This window comes from Parashewanella sp. 2304DJ23-3 (assembly GCF_056591695.1).
The window spans coordinates 61,724-80,413 of sequence record NZ_JBWQOH010000014.1; the positions used below are offsets into that span (position 1 = coordinate 61,724).

20 protein-coding genes are annotated in these 18,690 nt (G+C 40.7%); 4 read left to right on the forward strand and 16 right to left on the reverse strand.

Annotation, left to right across the window (positions count from 1 at the left end):
* Positions 1-69: 69 nt before the first annotated feature.
* Positions 70-867 carry a tRNA cyclic N6-threonylcarbamoyladenosine(37) synthase TcdA gene (gene tcdA / locus AC1EU2_RS18115; protein ID WP_480299748.1) on the reverse strand — a complete coding sequence of 266 codons (798 nt, stop codon included), beginning with the start codon at positions 865-867 and terminating at the stop codon, positions 70-72.
* Between the two features lie 287 nt (positions 868-1,154).
* Between tcdA and AC1EU2_RS18120 the strand changes: the two genes are divergently transcribed.
* Positions 1,155-1,784: a hypothetical protein gene (locus AC1EU2_RS18120; RefSeq protein WP_480299685.1), complete on the forward strand. Its 630-nt coding sequence runs from the start codon at positions 1,155-1,157 to the stop codon at positions 1,782-1,784.
* On the opposite strand, the gene AC1EU2_RS18125 is transcribed toward AC1EU2_RS18120, so the two are convergent.
* Positions 1,765-2,331 carry an isochorismatase family protein gene (locus tag AC1EU2_RS18125; protein ID WP_480299686.1) on the reverse strand — a complete coding sequence of 189 codons (567 nt, stop codon included), beginning with the start codon at positions 2,329-2,331 and terminating at the stop codon, positions 1,765-1,767. The genes AC1EU2_RS18120 and AC1EU2_RS18125 overlap by 20 nt on opposite strands.
* A gap of 119 nt (positions 2,332-2,450) precedes the next feature.
* Between AC1EU2_RS18125 and AC1EU2_RS18130 the strand changes: the two genes are divergently transcribed.
* Positions 2,451-2,846: a hypothetical protein gene (locus AC1EU2_RS18130; protein ID WP_480299687.1), complete on the forward strand. Its 396-nt coding sequence runs from the start codon at positions 2,451-2,453 to the stop codon at positions 2,844-2,846.
* A gap of 58 nt (positions 2,847-2,904) precedes the next feature.
* On the opposite strand, the gene putA is transcribed toward AC1EU2_RS18130, so the two are convergent.
* Entirely contained in the window at positions 2,905-6,084 is a 3,180-nt protein-coding gene (gene putA / locus AC1EU2_RS18135) for a bifunctional proline dehydrogenase/L-glutamate gamma-semialdehyde dehydrogenase PutA (RefSeq protein WP_480299688.1), read from the reverse strand.
* A 307-nt stretch (positions 6,085-6,391) separates the two neighbouring features.
* On the opposite strand from putA, the gene AC1EU2_RS18140 reads away from it, so the two are divergent.
* On the forward strand, positions 6,392-6,802 hold the full coding sequence (locus AC1EU2_RS18140) for a hypothetical protein (protein WP_480299689.1): 411 nt from the start codon (positions 6,392-6,394) through the stop codon (positions 6,800-6,802).
* 38 nt (positions 6,803-6,840) lie between these two features.
* Here AC1EU2_RS18140 and AC1EU2_RS18145 read toward each other — a convergent pair whose 3' ends face one another.
* From AC1EU2_RS18145 to AC1EU2_RS18155, 3 genes are all read right to left on the reverse strand, one after another.
* Positions 6,841-7,416 (reverse strand): TIGR04211 family SH3 domain-containing protein, encoded by a 576-nt coding sequence (locus AC1EU2_RS18145; RefSeq protein ID WP_480299690.1) that lies wholly within the window; start codon positions 7,414-7,416, stop codon positions 6,841-6,843.
* A 117-nt stretch (positions 7,417-7,533) separates the two neighbouring features.
* Complete coding sequence (locus AC1EU2_RS18150) at positions 7,534-8,802, reverse strand: inorganic phosphate transporter (protein WP_480299691.1); 1,269 nt, start codon at positions 8,800-8,802, stop codon at positions 7,534-7,536.
* 22 nt (positions 8,803-8,824) lie between these two features.
* The gene (locus AC1EU2_RS18155) at positions 8,825-9,505 is read right to left on the reverse strand and encodes a TIGR00153 family protein (RefSeq protein ID WP_480299692.1); all 681 of its coding nucleotides are present in this window, start codon (positions 9,503-9,505) and stop codon (positions 8,825-8,827) included.
* 349 nt (positions 9,506-9,854) lie between these two features.
* On the opposite strand from AC1EU2_RS18155, the gene AC1EU2_RS18160 reads away from it, so the two are divergent.
* Positions 9,855-10,472, forward strand: coding sequence for a CYTH domain-containing protein (locus tag AC1EU2_RS18160; protein ID WP_480299693.1), 618 nt, complete (start codon positions 9,855-9,857; stop codon positions 10,470-10,472).
* Between the two features lie 34 nt (positions 10,473-10,506).
* Here the strand turns inward: AC1EU2_RS18160 and AC1EU2_RS18165 are convergent, their stop codons facing one another.
* The 10 genes from AC1EU2_RS18165 to AC1EU2_RS18210 form a co-directional block, all read right to left on the reverse strand.
* The gene (locus AC1EU2_RS18165) at positions 10,507-11,175 is read right to left on the reverse strand and encodes a helix-turn-helix transcriptional regulator (protein ID WP_480299694.1); all 669 of its coding nucleotides are present in this window, start codon (positions 11,173-11,175) and stop codon (positions 10,507-10,509) included.
* A gap of 154 nt (positions 11,176-11,329) precedes the next feature.
* Positions 11,330-12,139, reverse strand: coding sequence for a potassium channel family protein (locus AC1EU2_RS18170; protein WP_480299695.1), 810 nt, complete (start codon positions 12,137-12,139; stop codon positions 11,330-11,332).
* Positions 12,140-12,168: 29 nt separating this feature from the next.
* Positions 12,169-12,504 carry a hypothetical protein gene (locus AC1EU2_RS18175; RefSeq protein WP_480299696.1) on the reverse strand — a complete coding sequence of 112 codons (336 nt, stop codon included), beginning with the start codon at positions 12,502-12,504 and terminating at the stop codon, positions 12,169-12,171.
* Positions 12,505-12,613: 109 nt separating this feature from the next.
* Positions 12,614-13,261 carry a hypothetical protein gene (locus tag AC1EU2_RS18180; RefSeq protein ID WP_480299697.1) on the reverse strand — a complete coding sequence of 216 codons (648 nt, stop codon included), beginning with the start codon at positions 13,259-13,261 and terminating at the stop codon, positions 12,614-12,616.
* A gap of 31 nt (positions 13,262-13,292) precedes the next feature.
* A complete protein-coding gene (locus tag AC1EU2_RS18185; protein WP_480299698.1) occupies positions 13,293-13,463 on the reverse strand; it encodes a hypothetical protein in 171 nt (56 codons plus the stop codon).
* A 218-nt stretch (positions 13,464-13,681) separates the two neighbouring features.
* The gene (locus AC1EU2_RS18190) at positions 13,682-14,371 is read right to left on the reverse strand and encodes a PspA/IM30 family protein (protein WP_480299699.1); all 690 of its coding nucleotides are present in this window, start codon (positions 14,369-14,371) and stop codon (positions 13,682-13,684) included.
* An 11-nt stretch (positions 14,372-14,382) separates the two neighbouring features.
* Positions 14,383-14,796, reverse strand: a complete 414-nt coding sequence (locus AC1EU2_RS18195) for a YjfI family protein (protein ID WP_480299700.1) — start codon at positions 14,794-14,796, stop codon at positions 14,383-14,385.
* A 189-nt stretch (positions 14,797-14,985) separates the two neighbouring features.
* A complete protein-coding gene (locus AC1EU2_RS18200) occupies positions 14,986-16,710 on the reverse strand; it encodes a polyamine aminopropyltransferase (protein WP_480299701.1) in 1,725 nt (574 codons plus the stop codon).
* Positions 16,711-16,717: 7 nt separating this feature from the next.
* The gene (locus AC1EU2_RS18205) at positions 16,718-17,617 is read right to left on the reverse strand and encodes a DUF350 domain-containing protein (RefSeq protein ID WP_480299702.1); all 900 of its coding nucleotides are present in this window, start codon (positions 17,615-17,617) and stop codon (positions 16,718-16,720) included.
* Between the two features lie 9 nt (positions 17,618-17,626).
* On the reverse strand, positions 17,627-18,598 hold the full coding sequence (locus AC1EU2_RS18210; RefSeq protein ID WP_480299703.1) for a hypothetical protein: 972 nt from the start codon (positions 18,596-18,598) through the stop codon (positions 17,627-17,629).
* Positions 18,599-18,690: the final 92 nt, after the last annotated feature.

An 18,690-nucleotide genomic window follows, 5' to 3' on the forward strand; every position in this document is an offset into this window, starting at 1 on the left:
TGCCATTAAAATGTTGTGTTGAATAGAAAGCAGGAACTATGCCATTTAATGAAGGGGTATAGCCGTTCTTTACGCTTTAGCGGCGAGTTTCTTGAGTGCTTTACTTACTGCAACAAATCCAAAAGTGCCGGTTACCGTTGTTATTGCACCAAAGCCAGAAGCGCAATCCATCCGCATATTGCCGTCAGAACCAGATTTATTGGCACAGACTGTACCATCTTCTTGCGGGTAAACCAGTTGCTCAGTAGAAAACACAGCATCGACGCCAAAACGACGATTGGTGTTTTTAGAGAAGTTATACTCACGACGTAAAATATTTCTTACTTTAGCGAGTAGAGGATCTTGGTAGGTTTTAGCAAGATCGCTCAATTGAATTTGAGTAGGATCCATCTGGCCACCAGCACCGCCTACGGTTACGATAGGTAATTTGTATCGCTTACACCATGAAATTAATGCCGCTTTTTGTTTTACGGCGTCAATACAGTCGATGACGTAATCAATATCACCACCTTGCTTAGCAGAGATTAGATACTCATTAAGATTATCCAAGGTGATAAAGTCCTCAATTTCGTTAACGATACAATCAGGATTGATGTCTTTGATACGCTCAGCCATGACTTCAACTTTTGATCGGCCGATAGTGTCTTTTAGCGCATGAATCTGGCGATTGGTATTAGTCACGCAAATGTCATCAAGATCGATCAAAGATATTTGACCGATACCAGAACGAGCTAAAGATTCAGCAACCCATGTACCTACACCACCAATTCCTATCACGACCACATGAGATTGAGAAAACTTGTGCAGTGCTGGTTGACCGTATAAACGGCCGATGCCTGCGAAACGTTGGAGGTAAGACTCTGACAGTGAGGTTTGCTCTGAATTCATGGTAAATACTGATAATAATGAAAGCGAAAAATGGGGAGCATTTTAGCTTATTACGACTTGATTGTCAGAATATTCACTTTCCACCATTGCCGTGTTGTAAGCCAGGAAGTAACAATAAGATATACACTCTGTATGGTTGTATTCGCAACTATCACTAATTAAGTTCTATTATTTCAGAACGTCTTTTCAAAACTCAAACGTGTAGAAAGCTTAGGTTCAATTTTAAGTGATATCATTCTGTAAATTATGGTTCAAACCCTCTAGTTATGTTACCTGAAATTATGTGCCCTACAGGCTTAGTTGAAATTCAATCTTCATATTGTGACAAAAGCTCAGATTACACATCTTATGTTATTTCTGTTGTTATTAAATCTACAGTTAATCATGAAGTCTTGAATAGAGAGCTATACAGAGTGACCAAAACAAGCTCTGGAGACGGACCTGCATGGAAAGTGTCTATTGTGGATAGTCGCACTTTCTTCGAGGAGCAACATAAGTTAAATGAAGCTGATGAATGGGTGAATGTTGATTCAGCGCCAAATATGGACGTTTGGGATATTGTTGTTAGAGAAGGGTTACAAAGCCATTCATTTGGAATATTTGGCAGCGCTTATCGAAGTCTACGACACTTTGTGAGTAGTCCGTCAGCAGATATACCATCTGTCGATATCACTGATGTATATACACAGTCTTTGCAATTACAATTGGCCAGAAAAAGTAGCATTATGAATGAGGTCAAAAGGAAGGCTGTAAAATTTGATGATTTTGAGTTTTCCCATTTCAATAAACATCGACACATCGTCCAAACTGACGATGATCAAAATAGATCAGTGAGGCCACGAAAAGTTACCTTTGATGAACATCGTATGAGAGCTACTACTTTACCAATTTTATGAGCTGTCTAAATCGCTCGCCTTCAGCAACGTGTTGCAGTTCAAATAAAGCTGACTCAACGTTAGATAAATTGGCACCACAATCGAGCATCATTTTTATACCACAAACTTTATTTTCTTCTGTTCTCGATGAAATTGCATCACGTACAATATGAGTTTGAAAGCCATTGTTTTGTAGGTCTTTACAAGTTTGGTAAACGCATATATGTGCTTCAATTCCTGCAACTAAAAAATGAGTCTTACCAGAATGCTCTAATGCTTGTTTGAATTCTTCATTCTGCCAAGCACTAAAATGTTTCTTAGAAATAGGCTGAATGTTTGGAGATAGCAGTTCAGCAATATCTTCAGATGTACGGCCAAGTTTCTCAGGAGTTTGCTCAAGCCAGAAAATAGGTATTTCGAGCAATTCTGCGCCTTTTATCAAGGTTTTAATGTTTTCATGCAATCGCTTACTTTCAAACATTAATTGTGCAAGTTTACCTTGAACATCAATGATGATTAGTGCTGAGTTATAGAGGTTTATAAGGTCACTGCGATAATTGGCTTCCATGAACTTTCCTAATTTAGTTGAGACTCATATATAAGCTATTAAATACATTAACAAACAATAATCATAGCGAATTGATAATTAGATTATATTGTAAATAGCGAATATCTATTGAGGTTAACATGAGTTACTACTTAAAAGTTAGTGATACTTTGAATGTAGAAATAGAATGGTTGGATGATGGATTAGAACAATTGGCACAAGGAAGGGTGACAGTAGAAAAGGATGGCCAATTTTATGAATCCTATACTGCTAGCTTTAATAGACAAAGTGGGGAGAGTTTTGCTATTTGGCAAATTAAAGCTGCGGCTTTAAAGAATGCCGCCCATGGTTTTCAAGACCCGAAAACCTGTAAGGAATTACAAAAAAAGTTGCTAAAAGTTGATGATTTTTGTAATTGTTGGCAAGGGATTCCAACAAACGAAGGTAAGTTAAGCAAAGAGATGTCGGCATTTCACAATGAAAATAAAATTAAGGTTATCGATACTGATGATGGTTGGCTAAGCATCTCAAACTAGAGATAGAATGGATGATCACCGAAATAAGTAGTTGCGATCATCCATATTCGATCAAAAATTAATCTTCACTATCACCTAATGACAGCAACGTCGCATTACCACCAATTGCAGTGATGTTATTGGTACGAGTTTTTTCTGTCACAAAGCGAGTTAAATAGTGAGGACCACCAGCCTTTGGGCCGGTACCTGAAAGACCTTGACCACCAAACGGCTGAACACCCACAACGGCACCAATTTGGTTACGGTTAATGTAAACATTACCGACACCCACTTTATCCGCAATGGCTAATGCATGACCTTCATTTCGACTGTGTATCCCTAGAGTTAGACCAAAACCTGTACTGTTAATATCGTCAATCACTTTTTCTAAATCTTTGCTGTCATAACGGATCACATGCAAGATTGGTCCAAAATGTTCTTTCTCAAGTACTTTTATAGAGTCAATCTCTACGGCTGTTGGTGCAACAAAGTTACCGTGTTCAGTTCCAGCAGGCAGCTCAGCTTGTTTAATTAACTTACCGACTTGCTTGATATGGTCAATATGTGCGTTCAAGTTGGTTTGTGCAGTTTTATCAATTACAGGGCCAACATCAGTTTTAATTAATCCTGGGTGGCCAATACTGAGTTCATCCATAGCACCTTGCATGACATCAAGCACTCGCTCAGCAATATCTTCTTGAACATAGAGAACTCGAAGCGCAGAGCATCGTTGGCCTGCACTGGTGAATGATGAAGCTACTACATCATTGACGACTTGCTCAGGTTGAGACGTTGAATCAACAACCATTGCATTTTGACCGCCAGTCTCCGCAACCAGAGGAATAATCGCACCATCACGGTTTGCTAACGTCATATTGATACGTTTAGCTGTACCCGTAGAACCAGTAAAGCACACGCCACCAATACGTTCATCAGCGGTGATTTTAGCTCCAATAGTTGCGCCTGTCCCTGGTAGGAATTGCAGCACGTTTTTAGGGATACCCGCTTCGTGAGCCAATTTAATTGCACGGTAACCAACAATACAAGTTTGTTCAGCTGGTTTCGCGATAACGGTATTACCTGTCGCAAGCGCAGCCGTGATTTGGCCTAAGAAAATTGCTAATGGGAAGTTCCAAGGGCTGATACACACAAAGACACCACGGCCTTGTAAGAATAGCTCATTAAGTTCACCCGTTGGTCCAGGCATCACTTCAGGCTGTGCCATCATCTTTTTGGCGTTTACTGCGTAATAACGACAGAAATCAACAGCTTCACGAACTTCGTCGATGCCATCTTGAACGCTTTTACCGGCTTCACGAGTACAAAGCGCAATCAGCTCTTCACGGTTTTCTTCAAGTAAGTCAGCAAGCTTTTGCAGCGCATTAGCACGAACTTCAACAGGTGTACGTGCCCAAGAATAAAATGCGTTATGTGCCGAGCTCATTGCTTGTTCAACGGCTCTGTCATCAGCATAAGTTATTTGACCAACCAGTTCACGGTTGTCGTATGGACTGACGACATCAAGCTTATCCCCTGAAAGTGTTTCACCATCGACGATAGGGCCTGCTGACCATTTAGTGTCTTTGTATTGATCGAGAGCTTTGAAAAATGGCTCAGACTCAGAAGCAATATTCATATTCATTCCCTTGGAATTCTTACGCTCTTCACCAAAAATATCTTCTGGTAGAACAATTTTATTATTAGCTAAGGTTTTAAAACGCTTCAGTGTCGAAAGCGGATGAACGACTAATGATTCAATCGGTGTTTTTGGGTCAACCAACTTATGCACGAATGATGTGTTTGCGCCATTCTCAAGTAGACGGCGAACAAGATAAGGCAGTAGGTCTTTATGAGCACCAATTGGGGCATAAATACGGACAGTTTTTACGCCAGCTTCAGCAAGGATGGTATCGTATAGTTCTTCACCCATGCCGTGCAGACGTTGGAATTCATATTGTCGATCGCCGGCCATATCGGTAATGCTGGCAACCGTTTGTGCGTTATGGGTCGCAAATTGTGGGTAAATGTAACCACGAGTTTTGTCTGACAATAAAAAGCGTGCACAAGCTAGGTATGAAACATCTGTACCCGATTTACGAGTATAAAGCGGGTAGCCAGGCTCGCCATTTTCTTGCGCCCACTTTAGTTCGCTGTCCCAATATGCGCCTTTTACTAAACGCAGCGGAATTTCATCGCCTTGTTCTTTTGCAAGTTGGTTTAGCCAAACTAAGACTGGAAGTGCTCGCTTAGAGTAAGCTTGTACTACAATGCCCAGTTGTCCCCAGCCTTTAGCTGTCTCTGACTGATATAGTTTTTTAAATAGCTCAAGCGATAACTCTAAGCGGTCCATTTCTTCAGCATCAATTTGGATACCGATATTTACGCTGCGTGCTAGGGTTATTAACTCAATAACACGATCATAAAGCTCTGTAAGTGTGCGTTCGGTATTGGCGACTTCGTATCGAGGGTGAAGTGCGGTTAACTTAATCGAAACTGTCGGGCGTGGTGCCTCGGCTTCGTTATAGTTTTGTTCACCTAATGCACGAATAGCATCGGCGTAATCGTTAAAGTACTTTTTGGCATCCTTAAGAGTTAACGCCGCTTCACCTAACATGTCGTAGCTGTGGGTATAACCAAGTTTACGTTTAGATTCGCTATTCTTTAAGCCTTCTTTAACGGTTCGACCAAGTACAAATTGTTTGCCCATGATCTTCATTGCGGCAAGCATCGCTTGGCGTATGACAGGTTCACCCAAACGGTTGACGAGCTTGCCCAGTAAATTACTTGGTTTGCCATTAACGTTTTGATCTAGCTTAACGATTTTACCCGTCAGCATTAAGCCCCAAGTTGAAGCGTTAACCAATACTGAATTGCTTTGGCTTAGGTGTTGGTCCCACTTAGCGCCAGAAAGTTTGTCTTCAATCAGGGCGTCAGCTGTTGCTGAATCGGGAATACGGAGAAGGGCTTCGGCAAGGCACATTAAAATAATGCCTTCTTGCGTTTCAAGGCTATATTGTTGAAGGAAGGCATCAATACCCACCATCAAACCTTTTTTTTCATATTGTCGTACTTTATGAACGAGGTCATGTGCACGCTGAGTTACGCGATTAATTTCTGTTTCCGATGACGGGACCAGTTTAATCAGCTCAGACAGATATTGTTCCTCATCAACTACATAATTATCAGTAATTGCTTGAAACAACTCAGAGAGGTTAGCTTGGTCAAAATGACCCGCCAGAACTTCACTCGCTTTGAACATAGTTATGCTTCCATCTAGGCCCATGCAGGGCACTGTGCGCTATTATTATTCGAGTTCATTTTGAATTAATACGACGTATTGATGAGCTCGGTTTTGTATACAATATTGGAAATTTTGCGGATTATACCTGCAAAATGTGATTTAGAACACTATTTAAAACGGCAATACTGGCTTTGTTTGATCTGTATGGGTTTTGGTTTTTGAAGTTGATGAATAAAGCTTAATCATATCTTTATCATTAATTTAATTAAGTCTTATCAAAAGGTAATAAAATATTCAGAACTTACCGTGAGCACATGAGGTCATTATGGCTGTTTCCAGAGCTAATCCAAATTTAAATAATGAACATGAAGTTGGTAATAGCATCAATCGTTTCATTCGGGAAAATAAGGACTTCGCTGAAACAAACCAAAACTATAAAGGGCATTTCATTGTAGAATCTGGTTCGGAAGGCAAATCACCGCGTGAATACAGAATAAATGTAGTGAGCGCAAATGGGAAACTACATGCTACCAGTGCAGAGAGAGAGGCTATAGGATCGAAAATTGCAGGGGCATTTGGTTTTCTCTGGTCAGCAATCTCGTCAAAGCTTCCTGACAGCCTAGGTGTTGAAGAGTATGAGTCTGGTAAAACAAGAGAAGCATTAGTGTCGAAATTTAATGGTGCTATCGGACGAAGTGATGCCTATAGCAGAATGCCTGGTTCTAGTAACCATTAGAGCACTTAAAATAAGTGCTCTAATGAATACTTAGTGTTTTACCAACTCGTCTTACGCTTTCTCCCAGGTTTCGGGAAGTAAGCTAAGATGAGTCCAATCAATAAACCCACTCCTGCAATCATGCCGCCTTCACGCCAGAAGCGATACTTTTCATCTTGATTGGCGGCTAACAATTGCTGTTTAACTGCCGCAAGGCTGCTTTCTGCCGTTTTGCGAGCTTGAATCGCTGAAGCTAATTGTTGTTCAAGTTCTGTCGTACTTTGAGAAGACATAGCGTTCACCGCTTTTACAGTATTTAACTCTTTTTGTAAGTCATCTATTTGTTGCTGTAGTTTGGGTTCGGTGATTCTAAATGTTGGGTCTTTTACAATCATTTTTGATTGAATCCAACCTTCTCGACCTTTGTTATCGATGACTTTTGAAAAACCACCTTGGGCTTCCGGCAGAAGGGTCACTTCTCGTCCAGCCGCTACGCTGCCTAGAATTTTATATTGTGAGCCAGGGCCTGAGTGTAAATAAACATAAACATTTTCAGAGATATAGCGAGTTTCTTCGGCTTGTAACTGAAAAGGAAGAACTAAAAAGCACAGTGATAGAGCAAGCTTTTTTAACACAAATACGATCTCATTCGAAAATACAATAATTGTAATGCTATGGATTTGTTGCACTTAATGCAAGAGGGAAGCATGAATGCTTCCCTCTTAAGTGTGATTAATATCAAGTAACGCTTCTTAGTTAAAGATACCTTTAATCATAAAGAAGAACATAATTGATAGCGCTGCACCTGCAGGTAGTGTAATCACCCAAGATACAACAATGTTACGAACCACACTTAAGTTAATCGCAGCAATACCGCGCGCCATGCCAACACCTAATACTGCACCCACTAGAGTTTGTGTAGTAGAGATTGGTAAACCAGTGCCTGAAGCGATAACAACAGTAGACGCTGCTGCAAGCTCGGCTGCAAAACCACGGCTTGGTGTTAAGTGAGTAATGTTTTTACCGATGGTTTGCATTACTCGCTTACCAAAGATAGCTAGACCCAATACAATACCGAAAGCACCTAGAGGTAGAATCCACCAAACAAGCGCTGCTTTTTTGCTGATCTCACCACCAGCTTCAACAATTGAAACAACAGCTGCTAATGGACCAATCGCATTGGCTACGTCATTTGAACCATGAGCAAATGCCATACAACACGCCGTTACAACCATTAATACAGCGAATACTCTTTCAACGTTACCAAAGTGATCGTTCTTGTCCGCTTTTTCATCCATCTTAAGACGGCCAATTACTACTTTACCAATCACGCCAACGATGACGGCAATCGCAACTGCGAGGGTATAGGATTCAACGGCTGTGAAGCTTAATCCAATATGTTTGAGGCCTTTCGTTATCGTCACTAAAGACATTACAAAGCCAGCAAAACCCATGTATAAAGGCACATAACGCTTAGCATTCGCTAATGGATTTTCTGTATTGAAAATCAGTTTTTGTACACTTTGGAAAATCAAAAATGCGATAAAGCCAGAAATTGCGGGAGTGATAATCCACGAACCAACAATGCCGCCAACTTTGCCCCATTCAACTGCATCTGAGCCAACACCCACTGCGGCAAAACCAACAATTGCACCAACAATAGAGTGAGTGGTTGATACAGGCCAGCCTAGAGCTGAAGCAAGCACTAACCATAAGCCTGCTGCAAGTAATGAGGCGATCATACCGTAGACTAATAACTCTGGCGCATTAACAAAATACGCAGAATCAATAATGCCTTTACGAATCGTACTGGTTACTTCGCCACCCGCTAAATAAGCTCCGGCAAACTCAAATATCATTGCGATAATGATTGCTTGTTTAATTGTGATTGCACCAGAACCGACAGAGGTTCCCATTGCATTTGCTACATCGTTGGCACCGATACCCCATGCCATTAAAAATCCGAACGCAGCCGCAAAAGCAATAAGCCATGGGCCATTGGTGACTAATACATCAACCATTTTTATAAACCTTGAAAACTAGTTAGACACGGGCGAGCATAAGCTCAAGACGAGAACCGACACGCTCAGCTAAATCGGCTAAATCACCAACCCACTCGATGATTTTATATAAAAACATAACATCGACGGCATTCATGTCAGACTCAATCGCAAAAAGTTGGCGTCTTAACTGAATTTGTAAGTCATCCGTGTCATCTTCGATGTTATCGAGTTCGTGGATCATTTTTGCTACTAGATCGACTTCACGTCCACGGAAACCGGCTTCTAGTAAATCATCCAACTCATTGATTGCTTCTTTTGCCATAGAAACAGCGTCTAAACAACGTGTTAAATAGGAAAAAAAGAGTTCTTGGAGGTCTTCTGGAATGGTCATGTTTCTACCAATAACACGTCCAGAAATGTCTTTTGCTTTGTTAGCGATTTTATCCTGCTGAGTGACTAACTCAAGAAGATCGGTACGCTCAACAGGCATGAACAAACCGCCAGGAAGTTGAAGACGAATGTCACGCTTCAAAACATCAGCTTCACGCTCAGTCATGCTGATAGTTTTACGACGTTTAATCGCTTCATCCCAGTCGCCTTTATTTGCGGCTTGGAAGAAAGGTGTAAGTTCCGATGCGCAATCGAATACTTTGTCAATGTGCTCTTGAAGAGGCTTAATTGGCGATTTTGCAAACACGCCTAAAATAGAGTTTACTGGCATTGCCGTGTACCTATTTAATTTGAAAATATCCAATTTACCTATAAGGTATCGGGTATTTCCCGCTTATGGCTATTTTGGTTATTCCACCTATGTGGAAAAGCGGGCGAATGTTAACCTAAGCATTCGCATTTTGAAACTGTGTTTTCACAATTGAGCCGATTAATTTTGCTTATTGTGCACTTATTTCGCTCAAAAAAACAGCGATCGAGTGTTTTTGCAACTCAGATTCATTTTTTGCGACCGTTTCGTTATCGCAAGTGGCATTTTGACGACCAAATATGACAGCAATGTTACATTGTGTCGTTAAGATGACAGAAAAAAGAATGTTTGATTACAATTTGTTCAAATTATGACTATTGAAACTGAAGTAAAACTATTAATAAAAGAAAATGACGCTCAGCGTGCAGCAGACGTTATTCATAAGAAGCTCAATTCGAAGTATGTTGGCGCTAAACAATTAGTAAACCAATACTTTGATACACGCTCATTGACATTGAGAGCTTGGGATATGGGGCTTCGTATTCGCCAAGTGGATACACATAAAGAGCAAACATTGAAAACGGCAGGAAAAGTGGAAGGTGGATTACACAAACGGCCAGAATTTAACGTAGATATCCCGTTTTCGTTTATCTGCCCTCAATTATCGCTTTTCCCTAGTGAGATTTGGCCGAGTGATGCCAATATTGAAACGACTCAAGCTGACTTGATAGTGCTATTTGAAACTAATTTTTTACGAAAAAAATGGAATGTAGAGTTTGAGCAAAGTGAAATAGAAGTCGTATTAGATATTGGAAAAATCATTGCTAACGACAGAGAGTGTCCGATTTCAGAGGTTGAACTCGAACTGATTCGAGGTTCAGAAGAGGATCTTTTGTCTTTGTCTGAAACATTGAGCTCTTGGATAGAGGTAAAAGCTGGTTCAGAGAGTAAAGCGAAAAGAGGCTATGAGCTTCTTAAAATGAGCTAATATGTGTTCAAAAAAATAACAATGGCATAACTTGTTATGCCATTTGTTTTGCTAGATTAATACCTGCCCACCTCATAAGTTCCACTCTGTTTCTTGAATTTGTTTTTCTAAAAATAGAAGAAATATGTGCCTTGACAGTGTGCTCACTAATTTGTAACTTTTCTGCAATTTCTTTGTTGCGAGCACCACTGGATGCAAGCTTGATGATAGTGATTTCTCTGGAAGTTAAATTTCTGGGTAGCGGTGTTTGTTTACTTGATTGATTAAAAGTGATTATTGGATCTGAGCTCTTAATAAGCATTCTTACAGTTTCACTCAGTGACTGTCTGTCGAACCATAGTTCGCCTTTGAGCATTTTTGTTAGGCTCGACATGAGCAAATCCATACTGATGTCACTATAAAGCAGCCCTTGAACACCAAGCAAGATTGCTGCACTTTCTGAAATGGTATTGCGATCAGCTTGGTATAAAGCAATGGGTAACTCATTAATCAGTTTGTGCGCTTCAATAGGAATACCATCTTGATCAAGTTGCATCCCTTTTTGCGGAATCAAACACAAAGCTTGATGAGTATCTGCGAATGTAGTGATTTGAGATGGGTCATTAAGTACAGTAACTTTAATGCCAAACGATTCAGCTAAAGCTGCTAAATAGCATGGTTCATCTGATTGATGTAGAAACAGTAATTCCTTTACTTGCTCCATTTCATTTGCTCCCTAAACGAAATACTTATTATTGTTAATTTACTGTACTAATGAATTCTTATGCTTATAAATTAACCATTGCATTTATAAGCTAGCATAAAATATACATTTGTAAATGTGGATACGCATATCTGCATGATTAGGAAGAAAAAAGCTATTTAAGTTGTTCTTTTAGACTAGCTATTTCAGCTAACATTTGAGCTTGGTTACGTTCCATTTGTTCTTGGTTAGCTTCCATACGTTTCAATGCTTGTTGAAGCTCAAGCTTGATCGCTTCTTGATGAATTTCTTGTTGCTCGTTGATTTTATTTTCATCGGGGGCGACAAAAATCGACGCCATATAACCAGAAACCACACCAAAAAAGCTCACACCAGAAATGATAACTAGGCCACCAATGATATGTCCCGCTGTGGTCACAGGGTAATAATCACCATAACCCACGGTAGAAATAGTGACTAATGCCCACCAAATAGCTTGTTCTGCAGTGTGTATGTTGGCACCTTCTGCGCCACTTTCAACCAACAAAATGACGATAGATGCGATGGCAAGAATGGTAACAACAGCCACTAGAAGGCTGGCCATCGTCGCTTCTCGTTTCTGTTTTACAAGCGGGAGCAAGATAGAGCGACTGGCACGAATTAAACGAACCACTCGTAAAATTTGAAAGATTCGTGCGACTCGAAGTGGCTCCACTGCAGGAACACTAGCAACGAGATCTATCCAATGCTGTTTAAAGTAGAGGCGTTTACTGTCCGCTCGAAAAAAACCAAAGAAGAAATTGGTGATAAAAATGAGACAGATACCCGTATCAATAAAGAATAGTAATTTATGGGTTTGCGGATCTAACTTACCAAAGGTGAGGGTGAGCATAATGATCACCGCAATGAGTGATAACAGCATCATTGCTAATTCAAATGGAGAAGGGCCCTCAAGTTTATCTTCGAGCCATTTTTTATTGATCATTACTCAAGTCCTTTGGAACAGTCGCCAGATTATGCGTTTTCTTCGGATACGAAATTCACTAAATCATCGAGTACGCGCTTTTTGATTTCAAGTTGCGAGTCCGACTCTAACCCGTATTTCTCGGCAAGAAGTACATAATCATTAGGGCTGAGTGATACCGTCAAGCGAGGGCGTTTAGGACGTTTAGATACAGATAAACCAAGAATCGTACGAATTTGATCTGAAGGGCTTACCCCAGCATCAAGGGCCGCTTTTCGAATGGAATATTGGAAGTGTTCGTCTAAATCAAAAGCAACTTGTGTTGCTTTGGCTGCTTTTTGGTTTTGTTGCCATTGCTCTGGCAAACTGTTTTTGGTTTTACTCATATTTGGAAAGCGTTACCTATGCCTGAATAATGTTGATCAGTTTTATGTCATATTCTGTCAATCTTACCAAAAAACAGCACTTATGCCAGAAAGAGATGCTTCCTCGTTTTTAGATCGGCCAATATTCACGAATATCTGTTACTGGTCGATAAAGCACTAAGCTGACTTCAGTTTCACCACCTTCGTATACTTCAATATCTAATGCGTAACTTTCGGTGTCATCCATCAGCTGATAACTTTCAAATGGATCACCTTGATTCTCATTTTCAGATTGTGAAGGACGACTTTTTCGATAATCTTTAGGGTGATAATAGCCGAAATCAGCAAAAGTAGTTTGACGATAGTGTTGTCCGAGCCATTGACTGAGATCTTTCAGCGGATGATTTTCGATTACCGAGAGTTCAACTTCGCCAGGTTCTTCAAATATTTGGCTAAAGCTTTCCATATCGAACAGTTGCTCAACTTTGTCACGGGTTACTTTTATTGAAAGTGCTAAATAAACTTCGTCATCTTTATCTAGAGTAAGAAAGATAGCTTGATTATCAATGCCTTTCAGCTGCCACTCTGTGACACGGCGATGTTCATATTCGTAGGTATTAACAGCTTCGACTTTAAGTTGTTTACCTTTAAGCTGTGAAGGTAAGGCAAAGCTGTCATCAAGGGTGATCATATCACCAATCATAAGATCGTCAGGTTGAGTTAACTCGCGCGAAGTTACTTCTTCTGTTTTTGAAAACAGTGATTTAAAAAATCCCATAGTTAACTGAACTCCTGAAATTAAATATAGATTAGCTTTTTGGCCACAAAGATAATGTTTTGCCTGTTTTTAATTGGAAAATAGACAAGCCAGTGCTTGTAAGCACCATAACACCACAGAGCGACAATAGATAATCACCCTCTTTGAAACCTAAGATGATACTAAGCAAACCGCCAACGCAAAGAAATAATTGGGCAAACATTTCAAATTCCTTTTATGAAAGTACACACCATTGAAAGCAAAACAGCGACATAATGCAGGATGGTTGGGAGACGGCCTGCATTAGTCGCAAAAAAACCAATTCAAAAACCAGTGGAGGAGTTAATCAATCGGTACAACAGGGAAGCTTTAAATTAACGAGCTTCACGAGCAATGGTTGTGCGTTGCCACACCTAGCAAGCTAGCTGTGGCGAAAGTAGATTAGCCTTTCTTGGCTTTCAATCTGTCTAAAACAGCGTTTGCATCAGACTTCTTCTCACCAATACCTGCTTCAGCTAATTTAGCGTGTAACGACTTATCACTGTTTTCGTCTTCAAGTGTTTCTGAAGCTTTCAGCTTGTCGTCAAACTGTTGCTGACGCGCTTTGATGCGCTCTAATGAATCTTTAGCGTTCATCAGCTTCGAGTTGCTAGATGCAAAAGAGTCTGTGATGGTCGCTGTCGCTTTTTGTACGCTTTCAGTAGTCTTTACCATGCTAAGCTGACGTTGATAGTCAGAAAGCTGTCTTTCGGTTTTCTTCACCAACTCTTTTAAGCGTGCAGCATGCTGGTTATAGCTGTCATTTGCAGATTGCTGCTCAGATAATTCTTGATCAAGCTGTGCAATTTTTTCAGCTACTTCAAGTGCAAGTTCTTCATTGCCTTGCTCAAGCGCTTGAGTTGCATAACCTTCATGCTCTTCAACGCTGCGTTTTAGGCGTTCAATTTCACGGCTGGCTTGCATTTCTTTTGCCATAACGTCCGTTAGCTCACGCTTAGCGTTGGTTAAGTGTTTCTTTGCATCGCGAATTTCTTGTTCGAAAATACGGGTTGAATTTGCATCTACAATGCTTTCACCGATTTCAGTAGCGCCGCCACGAAATGCGGTTAGGATTTTATTTAAAATGCCCATGGTATTACTCCTTATTTCAGATAGGCGACCATTTCGTCGATGACTTCAATACAGTTGTCGGATAAAACCGCCACTTCTTGTTCAATTTCGTTCATGCTTGAGTTCAATGATAATGCACCGTATACCACATATTTTTCGTCAACTTTAGCAAATGCTGACAGTGGCATTGGGATATTCAACTCAAGCATGGTTTGGAACATTTCTGCTCGTTTTTCTAGGACGACTTCACTCTCATCCCACAGGTAACTGATACATAAAACTTGGTTCTCGGTTACCGAAATAAACACCGGAATTTCTTCTCGGTCTACTACGTTCACTTGTAGTACTTCAACTTCACCGTCAATCGGTATGCAATCAAAAGTAAAACCAGTTTGCCCTTGATCGCCAAGTCCATTTAAATAATTCGCAATCGTGTGAATGTTCATGTTTATCCTTGTTGACATATTATGTCTTGAGTTCAACTTTAGCAACTAGACATAATATGTCAAGCGCTTTTTTTGATTCTTTTATTTTTTCTTCTGTCACTCCATAAAAGCAGGAAATGACATCACGACAATTTTGTTTGCCCGCAATCCAGTGCCTTCACAATCTGAATAAAGTCACTGGAGCGACCATTAATTAAATACTTCAACATCTTGCTCTTGCGCCCACGCTTTTTGGTGATAGCGATAAAGCTGCAATGACCCTAAAATATTGGGCTTTACATGATTAGCATGTTGATAAAAATTCCCAGGAAATTCAAAAGCTGCACGAGCTAAAGAGGGCGTAAGCCATTCTTCTTTGATAGGGAATTGCTTTACTTGTTCCAATCGGGCTTCAGGTTTTTTGCCACTCAGGGTTGCAATAGTCCAGCCCCATTCGCCAAAACTCGGCACGTTATGGTGATATTGCTGAACTTGGAACCCTGTGGAAGATAACGTTTTACCTATAGAAATAAAGGCGTTTTTTGCATGATAGGGTGAGGTTGATTGTATATTAATCGCACCGTCAGCACTGAGTAGCTCTTTAAGCTTGCGATAGAACGCATCAGAATACAGTTTATTTAAATCTGGATGGCTTGGATCAGGCAGATCGACAATGATGGTGTCATATTTCTGATGGCTTCTAATTAATTTATCGACTCCATTGAAGGCATCATCAAACATCAACTTCAAACGAGAGTCGTTTAGAGCATCGCCATTTAATCGGCGTAAAGCTTTATTTAAGGCGCTGGGCATTGCGGTGATATCGCTGGAAAATAACTTAATTAATTCACCATCTAAGTCCATTAATGTAACGTGTTTAGGATCCCATTTTAGAACTTGCTTTAAACCCAGACCATCTCCACCACCAATGATCAAAATGTTGTCGTGTCTTGGGCTGATAGCCATGACAGGGTCGACCAAAAACGAGTGATAAATATGTTCATCTTCACTGGAAAACTGCAAACGTCCGTTGATGTACATAGAGTAAACAGGCTCAAGACCACTACCTCGTAGTCGCTCTGTAAACGTTAACTGTTGAAAACGAGTCGCTTGGCTGTATACGACTTTGTCTTTATACAACAAGTTATTAAAACCTTGTTGCCAGTCGGGGCCAAAAGTCGCTAATGCAAGCAATAAAAAACTGGCTAAAACGTGCCCAACAACCAATAAAGAAAAGTGCTTGATGCGATCACGAAAACGGAACAAAAACACAAAGCCTGCAATTAAATTAGCACTGGCTGTTAAGGTTGCAGCTAGCTCAATGTCCATTGCGAGCATAAAGCCAACCCAGATAGCAGCACCAGCCCCTGCACCAATATAGTCAGCACCATAAATGGTTCCGGCATTATGCAGTAAGTGTTCCTCTGAAAGCGATTGTCTAACTCGAGCAATCAGTGGGATCTCCATACCTATCATTAGTCCAAGAATCGTGCCCCATACATAAGGAAGGTATTTGACCACGGCCTGCATGGTTTGAATGCTGCCACCATCGGGTAGCTGATCGGGAGGCAAGTTAAATGTATTGGCAATGATTTGTGGAAATTCAGAGGTAAAACCAATAACAGCAGCAGTGATTATAATGGCACTCGAACCACAGATGGCCACAATTAATTCGAGCGTTGCAAAACCCGTAAAAGCATCTTTAATTTTACGTGCTGCAAATGCGCCTAACCCCATTGAGACAATCATAATGCCTATCATGGTGTAAATGGCGGCTTCAAGTGCACCTAAAATACGCCCTGCATAATGGGAAAGTAGATATTCATATATCAGACCACAAGCGGCAAGCACTCCCATGATCAGTAGTAACAACATATCATCGACTCGAGACAGCGACTGTCTCGAATTTGATGAAATACTCACGGTTTGCGTCATAGTATGTTTATGCCATTAATGCAGTAAGAATTAATGCAACAGCAACACTGATCGCCATTTCGATTGAGGCTAAACCGACATTATGTTGTTGTTCAACTTCAACGGTACGGTTGATTTTCGAAAGCACGACGGATTTTACAATACCCTGTAAGACCGACAGCACAATCAACATCACGATGGAAAATACCAACCAAGCAATGAGGTTACTGACATACGCATGAGGTGAAAATTCAATAAAGTGGCTTGCAGCGTTGAAGCTTAATCCCATCGCAATCATATAACCAACATGCCTAACGGCGAGAGCCACATTTCCTTGCTGAAGTGCTTTTTGGAATGAGTTGCCTTGGTTGCGTTTCGCAAAGCTGTGTTCACGCCAGCGAGTCAGCAGTACCAACATTAATTGCGAGATAATAAAGCTACTAAAGATAGCAATAAAAGTCACAAGTGTGAGATCTTCTGCCCACAATAACGTTGCACGAATGATGATAGCCGTAGCAATAGAAGCGCCTGCATCTACAATTGCGACAGACACATTTCCGCCTAAAATACTTTCGGTTTTATTAAACTCATTCAGCGCAACTTTGTCATGCAGTAGACGTCCAAGTTTGATTAAAATGATGCCACAAACACCATAAGCGGTTAGACCAATCGCTTCTGTTGAATAGTTATGAGCCGCTTCGCCTGTAATGGCTCCGGTTAATACAATACCCAAAGCAGCGATGGCACCAGCGGTACTGATACCAAACGCAAAATTATCTCTTTCTGCGAGTTCATGGCTACTGTCTACTTTTGCACTCCAACCCAACAGGTAGCGCATTAACGTCAGCAGTAACATCGCAATGCCCAGATCAATCAATAGGATGATCAATAAATCTTGTGTTAGGCCATATTCCTGTAGTGAAAACATAATCTTTCCTTACTTACCGCGGCGAACGCCACGTGATGTTCTGCTTGATGAATTTCGGAAACCGCTGCTACTGCTTTTAGCGCTGCTTGAGTAATTGGAACGGAATTTACTGCCCGAGCTTTTAAAGGACTTTTGTGCAGCTTGGCTTGAGCGACTTAAACTACTCGAACCAGTACGAGTCTTCGCATACGGGCTTTTAAACTGACGGCCTTGATTACTAAAACGCTTTTTGGTGTTTTGATATAGCTTATCTTGGCGTTTATGTTGTTTTGGTGATGTATAGCGGTTACGCCCGTAATCACCGTAATAGCTGTAACCTCGGCGGCTTGACCAGTTGTCATAATAAATTGGGCGATGAAACAGGTTAGAGAACATGGAGTACATGCCATACCACGCCCAAAATGATGTACCACTGCTGTTAGTTTGCCAGCTACCATAAGACGGATTACCAACTAATTGGCTGCCAGCGCCAAAATCTTCTGAACCATTGGCAAGTAATTCAGAAGCTTTACTCATGGCGTTAATTCGGGCCAATGCTCCGTCTGACATATCGGCAATGGCATTTAACGGGTCTGATAACATGTCGTTATACAAGCTTGGGTCTGCAGCCTGATAGATATTCTCGACTTCATTCAGTTGGGCATCTAAATCGATGAAATTACTCGCGTTGCGAGAATCTTGCATTCGACTCTTTAGCCCTTGATAGATAGGACCTTCAGTTGTTGCATCAAGAGAAAGCTGTTCTAGCAGTGGCAAAAGTTCAGGTTTTTTAGTTTCCAAAACTTCAGCATACTGTTTTAACAGCACAGCATTACGAATTTTTCCGCTATTTATCTCTGATGCGAGAACATCAATGCGATTGGCGGCTAATTGTTGATATTGAGCAATTTTGTCGGGTCTATCATCGCCACAGCCTGACAATCCAATGATGGAAAGTAACAAAAGACTGGATAAGAGCACCCGTTTTAGCATTCCTGCCATATGAGCTCCAAAATATAATCAGTATTAAACACTGAATTTGCTTATTGCTAATGGCCTTTTTTAAGATTGACCATTAGGATCAAAAGATAGAT

Excerpts from the sequence above, each read along its gene's own strand:
- AC1EU2_RS18120 (WP_480299685.1), top strand. The coding sequence starts at position 1,155 with ATGTTACCTGAAATTATGTGCCCTACAGGCTTAGTTGAAATTCAATCT.
- AC1EU2_RS18125 (WP_480299686.1), bottom strand. The coding sequence starts at position 2,331 with ATGGAAGCCAATTATCGCAGTGACCTTATAAACCTCTATAACTCAGCA.
- AC1EU2_RS18130 (WP_480299687.1), top strand. The coding sequence starts at position 2,451 with ATGAGTTACTACTTAAAAGTTAGTGATACTTTGAATGTAGAAATAGAA.
- putA (WP_480299688.1), bottom strand. The coding sequence starts at position 6,084 with ATGTTCAAAGCGAGTGAAGTTCTGGCGGGTCATTTTGACCAAGCTAAC.
- AC1EU2_RS18140 (WP_480299689.1), top strand. The coding sequence starts at position 6,392 with ATGGCTGTTTCCAGAGCTAATCCAAATTTAAATAATGAACATGAAGTT.
- AC1EU2_RS18150 (WP_480299691.1), bottom strand. The coding sequence starts at position 8,802 with ATGGTTGATGTATTAGTCACCAATGGCCCATGGCTTATTGCTTTTGCG.
- AC1EU2_RS18155 (WP_480299692.1), bottom strand. The coding sequence starts at position 9,505 with ATGCCAGTAAACTCTATTTTAGGCGTGTTTGCAAAATCGCCAATTAAG.
- AC1EU2_RS18160 (WP_480299693.1), top strand. The coding sequence starts at position 9,855 with ATGACTATTGAAACTGAAGTAAAACTATTAATAAAAGAAAATGACGCT.
- AC1EU2_RS18165 (WP_480299694.1), bottom strand. The coding sequence starts at position 11,175 with ATGGAGCAAGTAAAGGAATTACTGTTTCTACATCAATCAGATGAACCA.
- AC1EU2_RS18170 (WP_480299695.1), bottom strand. The coding sequence starts at position 12,139 with ATGATCAATAAAAAATGGCTCGAAGATAAACTTGAGGGCCCTTCTCCA.
- AC1EU2_RS18175 (WP_480299696.1), bottom strand. The coding sequence starts at position 12,504 with ATGAGTAAAACCAAAAACAGTTTGCCAGAGCAATGGCAACAAAACCAA.
- AC1EU2_RS18180 (WP_480299697.1), bottom strand. The coding sequence starts at position 13,261 with ATGGGATTTTTTAAATCACTGTTTTCAAAAACAGAAGAAGTAACTTCG.
- AC1EU2_RS18185 (WP_480299698.1), bottom strand. The coding sequence starts at position 13,463 with ATGTTTGCCCAATTATTTCTTTGCGTTGGCGGTTTGCTTAGTATCATC.
- AC1EU2_RS18190 (WP_480299699.1), bottom strand. The coding sequence starts at position 14,371 with ATGGGCATTTTAAATAAAATCCTAACCGCATTTCGTGGCGGCGCTACT.
- AC1EU2_RS18195 (WP_480299700.1), bottom strand. The coding sequence starts at position 14,796 with ATGAACATTCACACGATTGCGAATTATTTAAATGGACTTGGCGATCAA.
- AC1EU2_RS18200 (WP_480299701.1), bottom strand. The coding sequence starts at position 16,710 with ATGACGCAAACCGTGAGTATTTCATCAAATTCGAGACAGTCGCTGTCT.
- AC1EU2_RS18205 (WP_480299702.1), bottom strand. The coding sequence starts at position 17,617 with ATGTTTTCACTACAGGAATATGGCCTAACACAAGATTTATTGATCATC.
- AC1EU2_RS18210 (WP_480299703.1), bottom strand. The coding sequence starts at position 18,598 with ATGGCAGGAATGCTAAAACGGGTGCTCTTATCCAGTCTTTTGTTACTT.